Below are 17,999 nucleotides of genomic sequence, written 5' to 3'. Positions count from 1 at the left end.
ACCCCTGTGAAAGTGAGCTTGCCCGCGATGGCGGCGGCACATCCAGCATCGATGTGACTGACATACCGCATTCGCGGGCAAGCCCGCTCCCACAGGTTCTGCCACAATTTTCAATGCCCGGAGGTCCTCGGACCATGCACAAGCTCGATCGCTATGACCTGAAAATCCTGCGAATCCTCGCCGAAGATGGTCGGATCACCAAGTCGAGCCTGGCCGAGGCGATCAATCTCTCGGTGACCCCGGCGTGGGAGCGGGTTCGCAAGTTGGAGTCGCTAGGGCTTATCAAGGGCTACCGGGCACAGATCGACTGGAACGCGGTGTTCAAAGGCCAGCAGGTGCTGGTGGAAATCACCCTGGCCCGACACACCGCCCAGGACATGCGGCGGTTCGAGCAACGCATGAACGAGGCCGCCGAAGTGGCATTCTGTTACGCCACCGGTGGCGGTGTTGATTACATGGCGATGATCCAGGCGCCGGACATTGACCATTACCAGCGGTTTATCGACCAGTTGTTGCTCGATGACCTGGGCATTGAGCGCTACTTCACCTACATCGTCACTAAAACCATCAAGACCGCGGGTGCCTTGCCGGCCGAGGTGGCGCAAGAACCATAAATCGGGGCAAAACCTTCACCGCAAAAAGTCCCTGTTTACCGGCGTTCAATCAGAAAAAACCTATGGTTACACCCCGCCAAACGCCAAATCATCTTGGCTGCGCTGCCCTAGCATGGATTCACGCACACGGTTTGGAGTGAACGCCATGACATACAAACATCCGCTGTTGTTCAAAGCACTTTGCTACGTAGACGGCCATTGGGTCCACAGTGACAGCGGCCATAGCGTCGCCGTGCACAATCCGGCCGATCAGAAGTTAATCGGTCATGTGCCGATGCTCGATCAGCCTCAGATCATCGCCGCCGTAGATGCCGCACACCGGGCGTTTTCAGCCTGGCGTGAACAAAGCCTCGATGACCGCGGAACGATTCTGCGGCGCTGGGCGGCGTTGATCCTTGAGCATCAGGAAGACCTGGCGCGGATTCTCAGCCAGGAACAAGGCAAGCCCCTGGCCGAGTCCCGCGGCGAAATCGCCTACGCCGCCAGTTTCATTCCATGGTTTGCCGAAGAGGCGCGGCGCCTTTACGGGCAGAACATCCCCAGCCATATCCCCGGCGCGCATCTGGGCACGATCAAGGAACCGGTTGGCGTCTGTGCACTGCTGACGCCGTGGAATTTTCCTTCGGCGATGATCACCCGCAAAGCCGCCGCCGCATTGGCCGCCGGTTGCACTGTGGTCATCAAACCGGCCCACGAAACGCCTTACTCGGCGTTCGCGTTGGCGCAATTGGCGGAAGAAGCAGGCTTCCCCGCCGGCGTGTTCAACGTGGTGCTGGGCGAACCGCAAATGACCATGCAAACCCTGGTGCAGGACGCTCGCGTGCGTTCGGTCAGCTTCACCGGCTCGACCCGGGTCGGCAAGTTGGTCCTGCAAGCGGCAGCCCAGGATGTGAAGAAGGTATCGCTGGAATTGGGCGGCAATGCGCCGTTCATTGTCTGCGCCGATGCCGATCTGGAGCTGGCGGTGAAAGTCGCGGTAGAGGCCAAGTTCCAGACCTCCGGCCAGGATTGCTGCGCGGCCAATCGGATTATGGTCGAACGCTCGATTTATCCGGCGTTCCTCAGCCGCTTTGCCTCTGCGGTGCGCGAACTGCGGGTCGGCCCCGCGCTGGTGGGTGATCAAGAGCAAAGCGTCGACATCGGCCCGCTGATGCATCAGGCCGCCTTCGATGTGACCGTCGAGCGTGTGGCTGATGCGCTGAAGCTGGGCGCGCAACGTCTGGTGGGCGGCGAAGCGCATGCCCTCGGCGGATTGTTCTATCAGCCGACGGTGCTGGCCGACGTTACGCCGCAGATGCGTATCTACCGCGAAGAAAATTTCGCGCCGATTGCTGGCGTCATGCCTTTCGCCACCCTCGAGCAAGCCATCGAAATGGCCAACGACACCGAATACGGTCTGGCTGCCTACATTTGTTCCAACCGCTTGGACCTAATCTACCCCCTGATTCGCCGCCTCGACCACGCCATGGTCGCGGTCAATGGCGTCAAGTTCACCGGCCATCCGATCCCGTTCGGTGGCATGAAAGCCTCGGGGCTGGGCCGCGAGGGCGGTACCGAGGGCTTCGAAGCCTTTGTCGAAACCAAATACTTTTGCCTGCACCATCAAGGCCAGTTCTAAGGAGATCCGCCATGAGCCAAAAACTCGATTCGTTGTTCGAACAAGACCGTGCGCACTTCATGCACCCGTCAACCCATGCCCATGACCACGCCAGCGGCACGCTCAAGGGACGCATCATCAAGAGCGCGTCAGGCATTCGTATCCGCGACCACGAAGGCCGCGACTTCATCGACGCCTTTGCCGGGCTGTACTGCGTGAACATCGGCTACGGGCGCACCGAAGTCGCCGATGCGATCTACAAGCAGGCAAAGGAGCTGGCCTATTACCACACCTATGTCGGGCACTCAACCGAAGCGATCATCGAGCTGTCGAGCCGCATCATCGACTGGGCGCCGGAGGGCATGAAGAAGGTCTACTACGGCCTGTCCGGTTCCGACGCCAACGAAACCCAGATCAAACTAGTGCGTTACTACAACAACGTATTGGGTCGCCCGCAGAAGAAGAAAATCATCTCCCGTGATCGCGGTTATCACGGTTCAGGCATCATGACCGGCAGCCTGACCGGCCTACCGACTTTCCACCAGCATTTCGACCTCCCGGCCGAAGGCGTTAAACATACCATTTGTCCGCACTGGTACCGCAAGGCACCGGCAGGTATGGATGAAGCCACTTTCGTGCGCTATTGCGCCGACGAGCTGGAGAAAATGATCCTGGCCGAAGGGCCGGACACCGTCGCCGCGTTCATCGGCGAACCGCTGATGGGCACCGGCGGCATCATCGTTCCGCCGGCCGGCTATTGGGCCGCCATACAAGCGGTGTTGAACAAATACGACGTGTTGTTGATCGCCGACGAAGTGGTCTGCGCCTTCGGTCGCCTGGGTTCGAAGATGGGCAGTCGGCGCTATGGCATGCGTCCTGACCTGATCACCACGGCCAAAGGCCTGACCAGTGCCTATGCGCCTTTGTCAGCAGTGATTGTCGGTGAAAAAGTCTGGGACGTGATCGAAAAAGCCTCCGAATCTCAAGGTGCCATGGGACATGGCTGGACGTACTCCGGGCATCCGATCTGCGCGGCGGCGGCCCTGGCCAACCTCGACATCCTGGAGCGGGAAAACCTGACGGCCAACGCAGAGAATGTTGGCAGCTATCTGAATCGTCGATTGCGGGAAGTATTGGAAGGTCATCCACTGGTGGGCGAAGTGCGCGGCGACGGCATGCTTGCCGCGGTCGAGTTCATGGCCGATCGTGAGCAACGCACACCATTCGATGCTGCGTTGAAGGTCGGTCCGAAAGTATCGGCAGCCTGTCTTGAACGCGGAATGATTGCCCGAGCGATGCCCCATGGCGACATTCTCGGTTTTGCACCACCGTTGATCTTGACCGAGGAGGAGGCCGACCTGATTGTCGACATCACCAAAAGTGCGGTCGATCACGTGGCCAGCGAGATACTGGGCTAAGCCTTACCGCTCCCCCCCAAAAAACCGCTCGATCCTTCACCGTTCGGGTGGTTTTTTGTATCGCAAGTTTGGTCTTGTTGTGAACAAACTGCGAAGAGAAGATTGTGATTACATAAACTCATTTTGGGAGTAAGGGGAGCCGGAGATGCACTGTTGAAGGCCCATCGAATGACTGCTTCTGGCCGACTCCAGCCAGTTCGCACTCAGTTAGCGCTGCTGAAAAGCAGCCATTCGATCGAAAAAAATCTCAACCACACATTACCGCAATGACATCAGCACCAAGGAGGTTCGTCCCATGTCATTGCAGTGCCCTCGCTGTCACTCCCCCAAAGTCGCTTCTTTCCATCACGCCATGAAGGCCGGCGCTGCTATCGGCGCGGTCGGTGGCATCGCACGTGGCGTTAGCGCTGCTCTGGCTGGCGGCAAGGCCGGCGCAGCGCTCGGCGTAATTGCCGGCCCTGTCGGTATAACCCTGGGCTCGGTATCCGGTGCCATTCTCGGCGGTCTTGCCGGAGGCGTCGGTGGCTGTGCGCTCGGTGCCCAGCTCGGTGAGTCGCTCGACCGCCACGTCCTGGCCCATAACCTCTGCCTGCTCTGCGGTCACCGCTTCAACCTGCCGGCCTGACCCGGCTCTTTCTCTCCTCTTATTTCTCGTCCGGTCGGTGCTGCGCCTGGCGCGGCGTTTTATGCCGACCTGCACCCAAAGGAATCACTCTCATGGCACATCTCGTCGAAACCATGGCCTACGCTGGCGCTACTCCGTGGCACGGCCTGGGCAATCAGCTGACTCAGAAACAGCCCATCGAAGTCTGGCAACGCGAAGCCGGCATGGACTGGCAGATCCTCGAAAGCCCGGTGCATTTCAAATCAGAAGTCGCCGGGCATCTGGGCGCTATCCACTCCTTTCCCGAGCAGAAGGTGCTCTTCCGCTCCGACACCAAGGCGCCGCTGTCGGTGGTCTCGCAGCGTTATCACACCGTGCAGCCTCGGGAAGTTCTGGAGTTCTACAGGGATCTCACCGAGGTCTCCGGCTACGAGTTGGAGACCGCTGGCGTGCTCAAAGGCGGACGCAAGTTCTGGGCGCTGGCGCGTACCGGGCAAGGCGCTGCGCTCAAGGGTAACGATCAGGTGAATGGCTACCTGCTGCTGGCCACTTCCTGCGACGGAACCCTGGCCACCACGGCAACGCCGACCACAGTGCGCGTGGTGTGCAACAACACCTTGACCATCGCCCTGGATGGCACCAGCCGGGCAATCAAGGTACCGCACAACACCCGTTTCGATCCCAAGGTGGTGAAGAAGCAGCTCGGCATCGCCGCCTCGCAATGGGACGACTTCATGTACCGCATGCGCGTGCTGGCCGAGCGCAAGGTTCAGTGGCATGAGGCCCTGGGCTTCTTCATGAACGTGCTGTGCGAGACCAGCCCGACCGGCGCCTTGCCGGAGCAACTGCCCAACGAGCGCGCCCTGCGCAAGGTCCAGGAGCTGTACGAAGGCCGTGGTCGCGGTAGCCAGCTGGACTCGGCGCGCGGCACCGCCTGGGGCCTGCTCAACGCCGTGACCGAATACGTCGACCACGAGCGCCGTGCGCGCAGCAACGAGTACCGCATGGACTCGGCCTGGTTCGGCCAAGGCGCGCAGATCAAGCAACGCGCCCTGGATGCCGCGCTGCAGCTCGCCGCTTAACCCTTACTCACATCAACCCTCGCGCCCGGTCAGCCTTGTGCTGGTCGGGCGTTTTTATGTCTGCAGGTGAATCCCATGAAAGCAACGTCATTGAACAGCAGCACCGGCAAGAAACGCCCTGCCCTGCGCCTGGTCAGCACCAAGGAGCTACCGCGCGAAGACTGGCTGCAGATCCGCAAGCAAGGTATTGGCAGTTCGGACGCTGCCGCAGCCGTAGGACTGAACCCCTACAAGTCGCAACTGGAGCTGTGGATTGAAAAGACCGGGCGTGATGCCGGCATGCCGAAGGCTGATCCTCAGGATGAGGAAAGCCCTATGTACTGGGGCAACGTGCTGGAGCCCATCGTGGCCTGGCATTACAGCAAGCGCACGAAGAACAAGGTACGGCGCATCAATGCCGTGCTCCAACATCCGGATCCGGAGCTGCCCTGGATGCTGGCCAACATCGACCGCGAGGTGATCGGGGCGGACGACGTGCAGATCCTCGAATGCAAAACAGCCGGCATAAACGGGGCACGCCTCTGGAAGGAGGGCGTGCCGGAGTATGTGCAGCTGCAGGTGATGCACCAGCTCGCCGTCACCGGCAAGCAGGCGGCGGATGTGGCGGTACTGCTGGGTGGCCAGATGCTGGAGATCCACCGCATCGAGCGAGATGAGCAGATGATCGCTCGGCTGATCGAGCTGGAGCGAAAGTTCTGGCACTACGTGGAAACCGACACCCCACCGCCGGCCGATGGCACCGCCTCCGCTGAATCAGCCCTGCGCTGCCTCTACCCGGAGGACAACGGCCAGGTCATCGACCTCAGCCAGCATGCTGGTCTGTCAGCGGCTTACATCGAGCTGAAAGCCGTGCGTCAGTCGATTGCCGACAAGGAAAAACGCGAGGCCGAGCTCAAGCAGATGCTGCAGCAGGCCATGGGCGATGCCAGTCGGGTGGAATTCTCCAGCGGCTACGTCAGCTGGCGCAAGGCCAAGGACAGCATCGGTCTCGATGTCGCTCAGTTGCTCCAGGACAAGCCCTACCTGCAGGCCAAGTACCCGCTGCTGAAACCCGGTGCGCGCCGTTTCCTGGTCAGCTGATTTCCGTCTCCATCAACTCTTCCCTCCCCTTGGCCAGTCCATGCAGTTCGCGCTGCGTAGCTGGCCTTTTTTCATTTCCAGGAGAGCCATCATGCTCAAAGGTTTAGCTATCACCCCGCCGGTGCTCGGCCGCATCTCGATAGGCAAGGTCGTCGAGAAGAACGGCAAGCGCCTGCCGGAAAAGGATGACCAGTTCACCATCACCTCACAGGTGCAAGGCAAGGACGGCTGGCTGCTCCACCCGCTCAATGACGAGCTGCGCCAGAGCAAGGACGACAAGCTGCGCAACATTCCGGTACGCCTGCTGTTCAACGAGCCGGAACTGAATTTCCGCGCCGACTACACCTTGTTCGACCGCCAGTCCGGGCGCCCGCTCTGCGTCGGCAATGGCGAAACCTGCAAGCGCGTCACCCAGGACGGCATGCAGACACTGCCCTGCCCTTCGCCGGATGCCTGCCCGCTAGCCAAAGGCAATGCCTGCAGGCCCTACGGCCGGCTGAACGTGATCATCGGCGACGACGATCCGCTGGGCAGCTTCGTGTTCCGCACCACCGGCTTCAACAGCATCCGCACTCTGGCGGCTCGCCTGCATTACTTCCAGGCCATCTCCGGCAACCGCCTGGCCTGCCTGCCGCTGGAGCTGCGTCTGCGTGGAAAGTCCACCCGGCAAAGCCATGGTACGCCGATCTTCTACGTCGACCTGACGGTACGCGGCGGTATGGTGATGACGGAGGCGCTGCAGGCCGCCAATGGGCTCGATGCACAGCGGCAAGCAGCAGGCTTCGATCAGGCCGCCTTGGATGAAGCGGCGCAGCGTGGCTTCGGCAATGGCGCCTTCGAGGACAGCGAGGAAGACTCTGGTGCCATCGCCGAAGAGTTCTACCCCGCCGAGGAAAGCCAATCTCCATCCCCCAACACCTCCCAGCGCTCTGCGAAAGCCAGCCTGGCCGAGAAGCTGGACGCACAAGCCCAGCGCCACACCCCACCGATCGATAACCATCAAGGAGCCCACCATGCGCCTGCACAAGCTGAAGGCCAGTGAATCGACCGGCACCTACCTGGTCGATTCACCGGTCACCGAAACCGACATCCTGCTGATGGCCCGCCAGTTGGCGAGTCTGCGCCTGCGCCGGGGGCGAGCACTGACCTCACCGAAGGAAGTGTTCGGCCACCTGCAGGCGCTGCTGGGCGATTACGAGCATGAGGTATTCGCCCTGCTTCTGCTCGACAGCCGGCACCGGGTGATCGTCTTTCATGAACTGTTCCGGGGCACCCTGGACAGCGCCAGCGTCTATCCCCGAGAAGTCGTCAAGGCTGCCCTGGAGCACAACGCCGCGGCAGCCGTGCTGGTCCACAACCACCCTTCCGGTGATCCGGAACCCAGCCAATCAGATCTCACCCTGACCCACAAACTGCGGGAGGCCCTGAACCTAGTCGGGGTGCGAACGCTGGACCATATCGTGGTGGGCCAGGAGGGCTGCGTATCGCTGGCGGAACTGGGCTACCTGTGAGGAGAACACGACGATGAAGCTACTGCGGATCTTTGCTGCCGTGTTCCTGTTCGCCGGCATCCTCGCGGGCTGCCTGGCCCTTCTGCTGCTGGTACTTCTGATGGTGCGCTTTCCACCACTGCTGATTGCCGTGGTGCTGGCATGCTGGATCGTCAATCGGTTGCTGAAATCTTCACGAGGAGCACCTCGGTAAGCGGCATCATCAGTATGGGCAGTCGCAAGGCTGCCCATACTGGAACAGGAGTATTTTCTTTTTTCCCCTGTTCATCGGGCAATGCTGAATTTCTGGCAGTGTTTGACCAAGCCTCGCAGCCTTATGACGAACAGAGAACCCTGGGCCGCATCGGCCAAGCAGACGAGATTGGGGCCGCCGCGCTCTTCCTGGCGAGCGATGCGTCGAGCTACGTCAACGGCGCCGAACTGTTCGCGGACGGCGGCGCCTCCCAGACCTGAGCAGGCCACCAACCATTCGCTCCGGTTAACGCCGACCCTTAGGTGGATTTCTAAGGAAGCTGCATCGGTGTAGTGCTGGTGCGGATGCTGGACCGTCGCCGTGGTGTCGTGTTGCCGGTGCGGGTATACGTAGAGCCTCCAGGCGGAACCCCGGTAGCGTGTAAGGACTGACGCAAAGGGATCAGCAGATAGGCCATGCTCTAGGTGCCGCTGCGTACACATACATTCTTGGCACCGAACAAGTTCATTTGCTGGATCGGCCGCGACCTTTGCTATGGCGGCATTGTCCTCACGCTGGCCGGCGACGTTGCTTCTGGCGACCTTGGGAGACGGACCAATGCGGCGCCCGCGGCCAATGTGAGCTTGACCTACCTAACTTCAACTTCCTTAGGACACTCTGATGGATGAATTTTCTGGTTCGTTAATCGATCATCTGGGTATTGGTGTTTCGGACATTTCACATGCTCGCGCCTTCTACGAACAAGCGCTGAAGCCGCTGGGGATTACCCTCCTCGCGAGCATAGAAGCCCCCCTCCGCAATCAGCTCCTCGGAGATTGGGCTTCGGCTCTTCTGGCAAGCCATTTCTCTGGGTGCATGCCACCACCTCCCCTAGCATCGGGGCGCATATAGCTTTGATCGCCCAGAGTCATGAGGCAGTCGACGCGTTCCATACGGCCGGGCTGGTCGCTGGGGGTCAAGACAACGGAGCGCCAGGAATCAGGTCCCATTACCACGCCGGATATTACGCGGCCTATGTGCTAGGCCCTGATGAGGTAAATCTGGAAGCCGTCTGCCAAGCATCAGATTGAGAGCTTCAGCTACGAACGAAGTAGCTGCCCGGGGGCGTTATCGTTGATTCCAGAAAATTCGGCTTGATGCGCACCGACTAATCAGCCATTTCCTGCAAAGACTCAGCTATCTGAGTCCCTGTTTTAGGGTTTTGTCGGGGCGTTTTTTCCCACGCCGACAGAATTGAACTGTCGGAAACCAGAGGCTGGCTTACCCTTTACCTTCAGAACCTCTCGCGCAGCATCGCCATCAGATTGCGCGGTTCGCCATAACTCCTCGCATTCCATAAACGCCATGTTTCAACGCTCTCAGGGCGGGTGGCAGCTTCAAGTCGCCTCTAAGCGGGTCCTGTTGAGAGCAATACCTCTCCTAATTCTGGAAATTTAATTTTCACATTTGCGACTGGCGGGGCCCAAAAAAGGCCTGTCCAGCTTCCTGTGGCGATCAGATCACCAGCCCTCAAGGGCCGGTTCTGCGATGCAGCATGCCTCGCCAACCACGGCAGCGAGGCCAGTGGATCAGTGAAGGGATGGCTTCCAACATCAACTATCTGCAGCCGCCCATCCACCCAGACCTCGACTGCCTGCTGCGACCAGTTTGCCGGAGGCTGAGTCGCTTCGCCCAGCACCAATGCGCGGTTGAGTTGCTGATCAGCCAGGCGAAGCAAGGGATGCGCCTGCTCTCCCTGTTGAAAGCGGGTATCACACAGCTCGATCCCGACATGCCATGCATCAATCGCTTCATAGGCTGCTGCATGATCGGAATCGCCATCGACATCTCGCCCAAGTCGCACGATCAGCTCACCTTCGATGCCGAAACGGCTGCAATAGCCCTCAGGGACCGCCCAACCCGATAAATGAATGGAGTGGCTCGGCACGCGCGCAGTGCTGACCAGCCTTCCAGGGCTGCCGCCAAGCTTCCACGCAGTCTCCGACGAGTCACCGAACCAGCCAAGCTCGGCGGCGACAAGTTCCTGAACCTGGTAAGCATCGGCTTCAGTCAGCAAACCAAGCCCGTCATATGGCACATTACGCCGCTGTCGCCATGCTTGGACCAATGCCGCCGCTACCTGGGTCGCGCCGTTCATAGCGGCAGTTCATGCGGGCGACGACGAGTTTGAGCGGGAGCAGGCTTCTGGCACGGTAAAAACTTCCCGCGGCCCGCGGCGCCTCTTGGTTCGCCGTCCCAAACGACCTCTCCTCGTGCCAGCGTTATGGCCGGCCATGCACTCAACTGCATACCTTCATAGGGGGTGTAATCCACATTGTGGTGCAGCATTTCGTTGGTAATGCGTACTGGCTCACCTTCGTTCCAGATGACCAGGTCAGCATCGGCGCCAATTGCGACGCTGCCTTTGCGTGGGTACAAACCATACATTTTTGCGGCATTGGTGGATGTGAGTGCGACGAAACTCTGCGGGGTAATCCGGCCTTTGCGAACACCTTCGGACCAGAGAAGCGCCATTCGCGTTTCGATCCCAGGAATACCATTGGCGACTTGTTCAAACGTCGGGCTTTCACCATGGGCTTTTTTACCGTCGTGGCCTTCGTACCGGAACGGCGCATGGTCCGATGAAAACACCTCGAATGAACCATTTTCCAGGCCGTCCCAGATGACCTGCTGGTTGGCAGGATCGCGCGGTGGTGGGCTGCAGATGCATTTCGCGCCTTCAAAGCTGTCGTCGCATCCGAGCGAAGCCGCCGTCAGGAACAGATACTGAGGACAGGTCTCGGCGTAGACCTTCAGGCCTTTGCTCTGCGCCCAGCGAATCTGCTCGACTGCGTCACGACCAGACACATGGACGATCAGAATTGGCACATCCACCAACTCGGCCAATGCAATCGCTCGATGCGTGGCCTCACGCTCAACCAGCATGGGCCGGGAGGTGGCGTGATAACGGGGCGCGTCCAGGCCTGCAGCCAGCAGGCGCTCGGTAAGCCAGGCGATGCAATCGCTGTTCTCGGCATGCAACATCACCATGGCTCCTTCCCGACGTGCCACCGACAGCGTCTCGAGAATTTCCCGGTCACCGAGCTTCAACGCGTCGTAGGTCATGTAGATCTTGAACGAGGTATAGCCCTCGGCAATCAGAGCGGGCAACTCCCGTTGCAGCACATCAGGCGTGGGGTCAGTCACGATAAGGTGGAATGCGTAATCGATCACCGGCTTGTCGCCAACTCGCCGATGGTAGTCCTCGACAGCGGCACGCAAACTCTCGCCTTTCTGCTGGCTGGCAAAGGGAATGACCGTGGTAGTGCCACCGCAGGCGGCAGATACGGTGCCACTGTAGAAGTCGTCCGCCATGACAGAACCGTCGCCGGTCGGCTGATCCAGGTGCACATGGCTATCGACGCCCCCCGGCGTAACGTGCCGCCCCGCCGCGTCAATCTCTTTCAATCCAGTGGGCAAGTCAGTCGCCAGTGAAACAATTTGTCCATCACGAATGCCGATGTCGCAGGTAAAAATGTCAGCGGCTGTAACCACGCGGGCATTACGGATAACAGTGTCCAGAATTTGCATATCAACCTCTTTCAAGCAGGAGCCAGCCACCGTTATTCCGGGCGTAGCAAGCCACGCCCGGCTGCTCGAAGCGTTCGAACCTACGGGTGGTATCTGGAATCACGGGTTCACATTGCGTCGCTCGAATGCCATGCCTCGCGCGCGCATTACGTAGTCAGAGCATTACATCGCCGCCATTGGGGGACAGTGTTTGCCCGGCATAAAATGCGCCAGCGCTCGAAGCCAGGAGCAAAGCGGTAGGTGCGATTTCATCTACCTGGCCGAAGCGCCCCACCGGCAACTGTGCTTTCTTGGCCTCAAGCCATTGCGCGCTGTGATTGCGCAACAAGTCGGTATCGACCGGCCCCGGCGCAATCGCGTTGACCATCACATTGTGTGGCGCACCCTCATAAGCCAGTGCTCGGGTAAACCCCACCACCCCGGCCTTCGCCGCACAGTAATGCGCCAGCCCTGGCGCGCCCTTGTATGCCAGTTGTGAAGCAACGTTGATGACGCGGCCATACTGGCGTTCGAGCATCCCGGCGAAAAAGGCGCGAGTGACCAGCATCGTCCCGCGCAGATTTATCCCGATGATACGATCCCAATCCTGATCATCGGTCATGGCAAATGGACGGTCGCCGCCACCCACACCGGCCGAATTGACCACGATGTCGACCTGCCCCAAACGCTCCTGCGCCCAGGTGCAGAAACGGTTTACCGCCGCTGGATCAGAGACGTCGCATTCGCTGGCGTGTAGTTCAAGGCCTCGCGAGCGCACGCGATTCTGGAACGCCTCGGCATTCTGATGATCTGCCACATGGCAAATGGCAACTTCTGCACCATGCTCCAGAAACAATTGCGCAATCGCCGCACCGATTCCCCTGCTTGCGCCGGTGATAACAGCCTTGCGGCCCGAAAGATCAAACACGTTACTCATGACCGACTCCCAGTGTTCGAGCGGGATGGACGCTCTGCCAGTGGTTGGCAATATCGATGCGTCGAGTGATCCATACGTCAGGGAAACTCAAAACGTAATCGAGGAATCGCTCCAATGCAGCTGCCCGGGCCGGATGCCCCACCAAGCGCAGGTGCAGACCGACCGACATCATCTTGGGTTGGGTTTCTCCTTCCTTGTAGAGCATGTCGAACGCATCTTTGAGGAAGCTGAACCATTGGCTTCCGGTACTGACGCCAGCCGCGAACTGTCCGTCGTTGTTGGTCAACGAATACGGGATGATCAGGTGAGGTTTGCCGCTTACCTGGGTCCAGAACGGTAACTCGTCCCCGTAGTAATCCGAGTCGTAGGTGAACCCGCCCTCCTCGACCAGCAGCCGACGGGTGTTGACGCTCGGGGAGTAGCGGCAATACCAACCCTGGGGCCGAACGCCCGTTGTACGCTCAAGGGATTCCACCGCTTTACGGATGTGCTCGCGCTCCTGTTCCTCGCTGAGCTGGTAGTGCTGGATCCACCGCCAGCCGTGGGAGCACACATCGAAGCCCGATTCGCGGATGGCTTCACAGGCATCCGGATTACGCTCCAGGGCGAGCGCGCAGCCATAGATGGTCGCTGGCAGGGAACGCTCCTGGAACAGGCGCATCACCCGCCAGAAACCCACTCGGCTGCCATATTCGAATAGCCCTTCAGCGGCCAGATCCCGGCCCTTTACACCGGTATTGAGGCCGCTGCTTTCGGTGAACCACGTTTCGCTACTGTCCTCGCCGTCCTGAATGGACGGCTCCGAGCCTTCCTCATAGTTCATGACGAAATTCAGTGCGAGTCGGGCGCCCCCGGGCCATTTAGGATCAGGAGGATTACGGCCATAGCCGACAAAATCTCGTTGAAGATCACTCATGCTTTCTGCACCTCGAAACTATGAGGAAGGTGAGTCGATTCCAGCCAGCGCGCGTACGCTTGAATGCCGTCATCAAGGGATATTTTTGGCACGTAACCCAGGTCACGGCGCGCCGCATCAATACTGAATTTCTGCTGGAATTCATCGACAGGATCCGCGCCCGGCTCAAGGGCGATATCGGCACCGGGAAAGATAGTGCGCACGACCTGCGCGATCTCTTCAAGCGTTACACGGGTGTCGCCGGTGACGTTGTAGGTGGTGCGTGGCAGCACGGGGGCATCCAGCGCACAAAGCAAGCCCTGAACGGCGTCTTCAACGTGAATGAATTGCCTGGGGAAGTCCGCTCCGAAAGACATTCGGGTGGCGCGCCTGGCCAAGGCATCTTCAATCATCTTACGAATCACACAGTCAGTGGTTCTCCCCGGGCCGTAGACCCAGGACAGTCGAACACTCGCCGCAGACAGCCCATACTGTTCGGCGTAGGCCGTGGTGATGTACTCGGAAGAAACCTTGCTGGCACCGTAGAGGCTGCCTGGCTTGAGTAAAACGTCTTCGTAAGCGGGACCCGACTCGACCACCCCATAAGCACTGGTCGAGGAGCAATACACAAAGCGCCGAACAGCGTGAACACGCGCCAACTCAAGTACGTTGGCGGTACCGACAATGTTCACTTGCACCATCGAATACGGCGCATCACGCGCCACCATTGGCCCGGAAAACGCACCGCAATGAATGATGGAATCGACTCCATCCAGAGCGATGGCATGCAGGCGATGGATATCGCCAAGGTCGCACGCTGTGATCTTGACCCCCTCCTGGGTGACCGAGGCGAGCCGATCCAGTGCCAGCACCGGTCGGCCCTGCTCGACCAGACGACGCACCACCTGGCGACCTACCAACCCTGCCGCTCCGGTGACCAATACCGGTTTGCTTATCGATTGATCGAAACTCATGCGCGCAGCTCCGCCTGTGGGGCGCGCATTGGCGCCTCTTCTCGGACCTCGATAGGCAGTTCGGCCTCGAGCAGCTTGCGGGTATAGGCCTCCTTCGGATTGGCAAAAATCTCCTCCGTCGGGCCTTGCTCGATGATCTTGCCGTGGCGCATCACGGCAACGTAATGCGCCAATGACCGGACTGAGTTCAAATCATGGGTAATGAACAGCGCCGACAGCCCCATACGCTTTTGCAAATCCCGCACAAGGTCGATGATCTGCGCTCGAACCCGAATGTCGAGTGCCGTTGTCGGCTCATCGAAAATCACAAAATCAGGATTGACCGCCAAGGCCCTGGCCACGCCTACGCGCTTCTGCTCGCCGGCCGTCAGCTCATGGGGGTAAACATCTGCCTTGGCCCTGGATATGCCAACCAGATCGAGCAACTCCAAAACCCGCGCCTGTTTGGCCGCGCGGGTCAGCGGTGCGCCCAACTTGAGAGGCTCGGCAACGAGATCGCGCACCCGCCACCTGGGGTTAAGCGCCACATAAGGCTCCTGGAACACCATCTGCATCCGCCGGCGCACGTTTCTGAACTGCTTATCAGAGAGGGTCAGTGTTTCCTGGCCATCGAACCGGATCGAGCCCGAGTCCGATTGCAGTAAACGAACCAGGCATTGGCCGGTCGTGGTTTTGCCGGATCCGCTTTCCCCAACCAGGGCCAAGGTCTCCCCTTTGCGGATGGTCAGCGACACATGGTCTACCGCGCGAACCGGCTCAGTGGAGCCCTCCACATGGAACAACTTCACCAGGTTCGTGACCTCTAGCAGCGGTGCAGCCTCGGCGCCGGGTTGTGCCGGCTGGCCATCCATCGGCAACGGACGTACACGGGCTGCCTCCAGCAACTCCCGGCTATAGGGATGCTGAGGACCATCGTTAAGAAAAGAGCGGATGGTGGTGAGCTCCACCAAACGCCCGGCTTTCATGATGCCGACCCGATCGCAGTAGCTGGCCACCATGCCGAGGTCATGGGTAATCAGAACAACCGCCAGCCCAAGCTCACGCCCTTTTTCCACTAGCAGGTCCAGCACCTGCAGTTGGATCGTTGCATCAAGCCCCAGGGTCGCATCATCGGCGAGCAGAATTTTCGGTTGTGCGATCAACGCCATGGCGATTACCACCCGCTGCGCCATACCACCGGAAAGCTCATGCGGGTAGGCGTGCGCCCTTTTCTCAGGGTTCACAATTCCGACTTGCTCAAACAGGCGAATTGACTCCTGCCATGCGTCTTTTTTGTTGATCCCTCGATGGGCCCGAAGAACTCTGGCGATTTGCTCGCCCACCTTCACTACCGGGTCCAGCAACGATTTAGCGTTGGTTCCGATCAGCGCAACCTCGCCGCCTCGATAGCCGCGTCTTTGCTGCGGTGTCATCGTGGAAATCGCGTGCCCGTTGACCCGTATCTCGCCGTCAACAATGCATCCGTCGCCTGGCAGCATGTCGATAATGGCGCGCGCAAGAAGCGACTTTCCTGCACCTGTCTCACCAACAATGCCGAGAATCTCCCCCTTCTTCAGCGAGAAACTCACTTCCTGTAAGGCAGGCGGCATTGATCGGTCCGAAAACCCGACGCTGATGTTGCGTACCTCAAGTAAGGGTTCGTTGGTGTTTGTCATGAGGAGCTCCTTGTCTGCGGGTCGAACAGTTGCTTGGCCGCGTCTCCGAGAAGCGCAAACGTCAGTACTGAAAAAACGATGGCGAGCCCTGGAAACAGCGCGACCCACCAGATACCCAGGATCATTTGCTGCGCGCCGTTGCTGACCATCAGACCCCATTCCGGAGTAGGCATGCGCACGCCGGCACCGACGAAGGACAGGCCCGCCGTCAGCAGAATGGCCATGCCGATGCTGATGGATATCTGCACGATGGCAGGCGTCAACGCATTTGGCAGGATGTGCTGGAACATGATTGCGCTGTCCGTGGCACCACTGCATCTGGCCGCGGCAATAAACGGACGATCACGCAGCGACAAGACTTCAGCCCGGATCAGCCGGGCGAAGACCGGTGTGAAAAGTACGGCCAGCACAATGGCAACGTTCCATATTTCCTGGCCCATGACGGACACCAGCACCATGCCCAGCACAAACACAGGAAATGACTGGATAAAGTCAAAAAAACGCATCGCCAGGGAGCTGCCCCAGCCTTTGTAGTAGCCAATGGCGAGCCCGAGTGGAACGCCAATGACAAAGGCGATGGCCACGGCGGTCACGCTGATCAGAAGGTTGATTCGGGTCGCGAAAATGACACGGGAAAAAATGTCCATGCCGGACACATCGGTGCCGAAAAAATGAATCAACGATGGCTCTTGCAGTGCATTTATCGGATCAGCGGTTTCCGGCGAGTAAGGGGCAATCCATGGCGCAAAGATGATCGCCACAAACTGAATAGCCAGCAGCACCAGGCCGATGATCAAGGTTGCCTTGCCGGCAACGCTACGCTGTGCAGATAGCGGTCTCATACTTCAATCCTCGGATCAGCAATGCCGTACAGAACATCTACGACGGTGTAAACGATGAGAATGAAAGCGGCAGCGACCAGCACAAATCCCTGTAACGCGGGGTAATCGCTGTTCATGACAGCGGATACCGCGTACTGGCCGAGGCCGCCCCAGGCGAAAATCGTTTCAACCAGAACCGCCGCGCCCAGCAGAAAACCGAAGAGAAAACCGACCATGGTGATGATCGGTGGCAGGCTGTTGCGCATCGCGATCCGAACCAACTGCCATTCAGAAAGACCGCTCGCCCGTGCATGACGAATGAACTCGCTGCGGTAGTTATCGGCGAAAACAATCTGGGTCATCTTCATCAACGCGCCGGCGTTGACGATGGTCAGCGTAAGCACCGGCAACCACAGGCGGCCGACAGCCGAGGCGAATGCGGCGGTATCACCGGCAAGCAACGTGTCTATGGTCAGAAACCCGGTAACGGCTGGCGGCGCAGTGAGTATCGGGTCCAGCCTGCCGAACGGTGCGGGAGCAATGCCGGCGACATTGAACAGAAAGTAGATGAGCAGCAGACCCACCCAGAAGTCAGGCACCGCGCCCGCCGCCAGGCCGTAGACCTTGCTGAACCGATTGATCATTCCGTTGGGCTTGGTCACTGCAACAACCGCAAGCACCACGCTCACCATGATCGTCAGAATCATTGCGTAGGTAATCAGCTCGAGCGTTGCCGGCACCCGGTCGAGCAAATCAACGGCCACAGGGTTGGAGGTGAACATCGACGTTCCCAGGTCACCGTGAACGACCGTTGAAAGGTAGCTCGTGAACTGCGACCAGATGCTGCCGTTGAGGCCCAGCCGCTCGCGCAGGCTCAGAATCTGCTCGGGCGTGGCCATATTGCCTAGCATCAGCAGGGCCGGGTCACCAGGCAGTAAACGAATCAGCAGAAACGTGGCAAGCAGCACGCCAAACATCTGCGGAACAAGAATAGTCAGCCTGGCCAGTACGATACGTAGTGGGCGAGGCAGCGACCGCAATGAATTGCTAAGTCTCATACTGGTTTCCT

The 17,999-nt window shown here is 59.5% G+C and carries 18 protein-coding genes; 10 read left to right on the top strand and 8 right to left on the bottom strand.

Features of this window, described 5'->3' with window-relative positions:
• The first annotated feature begins 134 nt into the window (after positions 1-134).
• From FIV35_RS26095 to FIV35_RS30130, 10 genes are all read left to right on the top strand, one after another.
• Positions 135-614 carry an Lrp/AsnC family transcriptional regulator gene (locus FIV35_RS26095; protein WP_017736592.1) on the top strand — a complete coding sequence of 160 codons (480 nt, stop codon included), beginning with the start codon at positions 135-137 and terminating at the stop codon, positions 612-614.
• 145 nt (positions 615-759) lie between these two features.
• On the top strand, positions 760-2,232 hold the full coding sequence (locus FIV35_RS26090; protein ID WP_017736593.1) for an NAD-dependent succinate-semialdehyde dehydrogenase: 1,473 nt from the start codon (positions 760-762) through the stop codon (positions 2,230-2,232).
• A gap of 11 nt (positions 2,233-2,243) precedes the next feature.
• Entirely contained in the window at positions 2,244-3,629 is a 1,386-nt protein-coding gene (locus FIV35_RS26085; protein ID WP_017736594.1) for an aspartate aminotransferase family protein, read from the top strand.
• Positions 3,630-3,924: 295 nt separating this feature from the next.
• Positions 3,925-4,254: a hypothetical protein gene (locus FIV35_RS30010; protein WP_074059157.1), complete on the top strand. Its 330-nt coding sequence runs from the start codon at positions 3,925-3,927 to the stop codon at positions 4,252-4,254.
• 92 nt (positions 4,255-4,346) lie between these two features.
• Positions 4,347-5,315: a DUF932 domain-containing protein gene (locus FIV35_RS26075; RefSeq protein ID WP_017736596.1), complete on the top strand. Its 969-nt coding sequence runs from the start codon at positions 4,347-4,349 to the stop codon at positions 5,313-5,315.
• 75 nt (positions 5,316-5,390) lie between these two features.
• Positions 5,391-6,395: a YqaJ viral recombinase family nuclease gene (locus tag FIV35_RS26070; RefSeq protein WP_019818805.1), complete on the top strand. Its 1,005-nt coding sequence runs from the start codon at positions 5,391-5,393 to the stop codon at positions 6,393-6,395.
• A gap of 91 nt (positions 6,396-6,486) precedes the next feature.
• Positions 6,487-7,437 (top strand): recombination directionality factor, encoded by a 951-nt coding sequence (locus FIV35_RS26065; RefSeq protein WP_034139437.1) that lies wholly within the window; start codon positions 6,487-6,489, stop codon positions 7,435-7,437.
• Entirely contained in the window at positions 7,409-7,906 is a 498-nt protein-coding gene (radC, locus tag FIV35_RS26060) for a RadC family protein (protein WP_017736599.1), read from the top strand. Before FIV35_RS26065 ends, radC begins: the two co-directional genes overlap by 29 nt.
• Before the next feature lie 13 nt (positions 7,907-7,919).
• On the top strand, positions 7,920-8,099 hold the full coding sequence (locus FIV35_RS26055) for a hypothetical protein (RefSeq protein ID WP_017736600.1): 180 nt from the start codon (positions 7,920-7,922) through the stop codon (positions 8,097-8,099).
• The gene (locus FIV35_RS30130; RefSeq protein WP_170245419.1) at positions 8,048-8,359 is read left to right on the top strand and encodes an SDR family oxidoreductase; all 312 of its coding nucleotides are present in this window, start codon (positions 8,048-8,050) and stop codon (positions 8,357-8,359) included. The genes FIV35_RS26055 and FIV35_RS30130 overlap by 52 nt, the downstream gene beginning before the upstream one ends.
• 1,127 nt (positions 8,360-9,486) lie before the next feature.
• Here the strand turns inward: FIV35_RS30130 and FIV35_RS26045 are convergent.
• From FIV35_RS26045 to FIV35_RS26010, 8 genes are all read right to left on the bottom strand, one after another.
• Complete coding sequence (locus tag FIV35_RS26045; RefSeq protein ID WP_019818812.1) at positions 9,487-10,236, bottom strand: fumarylacetoacetate hydrolase family protein; 750 nt, start codon at positions 10,234-10,236, stop codon at positions 9,487-9,489.
• Positions 10,233-11,669: a dihydropyrimidinase gene (gene hydA / locus FIV35_RS26040; protein WP_017736604.1), complete on the bottom strand. Its 1,437-nt coding sequence runs from the start codon at positions 11,667-11,669 to the stop codon at positions 10,233-10,235. The genes FIV35_RS26045 and hydA overlap by 4 nt, the downstream gene beginning before the upstream one ends.
• A 154-nt stretch (positions 11,670-11,823) precedes the next feature.
• Positions 11,824-12,585, bottom strand: a complete 762-nt coding sequence (locus tag FIV35_RS26035) for an SDR family NAD(P)-dependent oxidoreductase (protein ID WP_017736605.1) — start codon at positions 12,583-12,585, stop codon at positions 11,824-11,826.
• Complete coding sequence (locus tag FIV35_RS26030) at positions 12,578-13,501, bottom strand: allantoinase PuuE (RefSeq protein WP_019751963.1); 924 nt, start codon at positions 13,499-13,501, stop codon at positions 12,578-12,580. Before FIV35_RS26030 ends, FIV35_RS26035 begins: the two co-directional genes overlap by 8 nt.
• A complete protein-coding gene (locus FIV35_RS26025) occupies positions 13,498-14,454 on the bottom strand; it encodes an NAD-dependent epimerase/dehydratase family protein (protein ID WP_017736607.1) in 957 nt (318 codons plus the stop codon). Before FIV35_RS26025 ends, FIV35_RS26030 begins: the two co-directional genes overlap by 4 nt.
• Entirely contained in the window at positions 14,451-16,109 is a 1,659-nt protein-coding gene (locus FIV35_RS26020; protein ID WP_017736608.1) for an ATP-binding cassette domain-containing protein, read from the bottom strand. Before FIV35_RS26020 ends, FIV35_RS26025 begins: the two co-directional genes overlap by 4 nt.
• Positions 16,106-16,951 carry an ABC transporter permease gene (locus FIV35_RS26015; protein WP_019818817.1) on the bottom strand — a complete coding sequence of 282 codons (846 nt, stop codon included), beginning with the start codon at positions 16,949-16,951 and terminating at the stop codon, positions 16,106-16,108. Before FIV35_RS26015 ends, FIV35_RS26020 begins: the two co-directional genes overlap by 4 nt.
• Complete coding sequence (locus tag FIV35_RS26010; protein WP_017736610.1) at positions 16,948-17,988, bottom strand: ABC transporter permease; 1,041 nt, start codon at positions 17,986-17,988, stop codon at positions 16,948-16,950. The genes FIV35_RS26015 and FIV35_RS26010 overlap by 4 nt, the downstream gene beginning before the upstream one ends.
• Positions 17,989-17,999: the final 11 nt, after the last annotated feature.

The organism is Pseudomonas rhodesiae (assembly GCF_007858255.1).
Lineage (GTDB): Bacteria > Pseudomonadota > Gammaproteobacteria > Pseudomonadales > Pseudomonadaceae > Aquipseudomonas > Aquipseudomonas rhodesiae.
The sequence above is the reverse complement of the archived record's forward strand: the minus strand, read 5'-3'. Positions and strand labels throughout refer to the sequence as shown.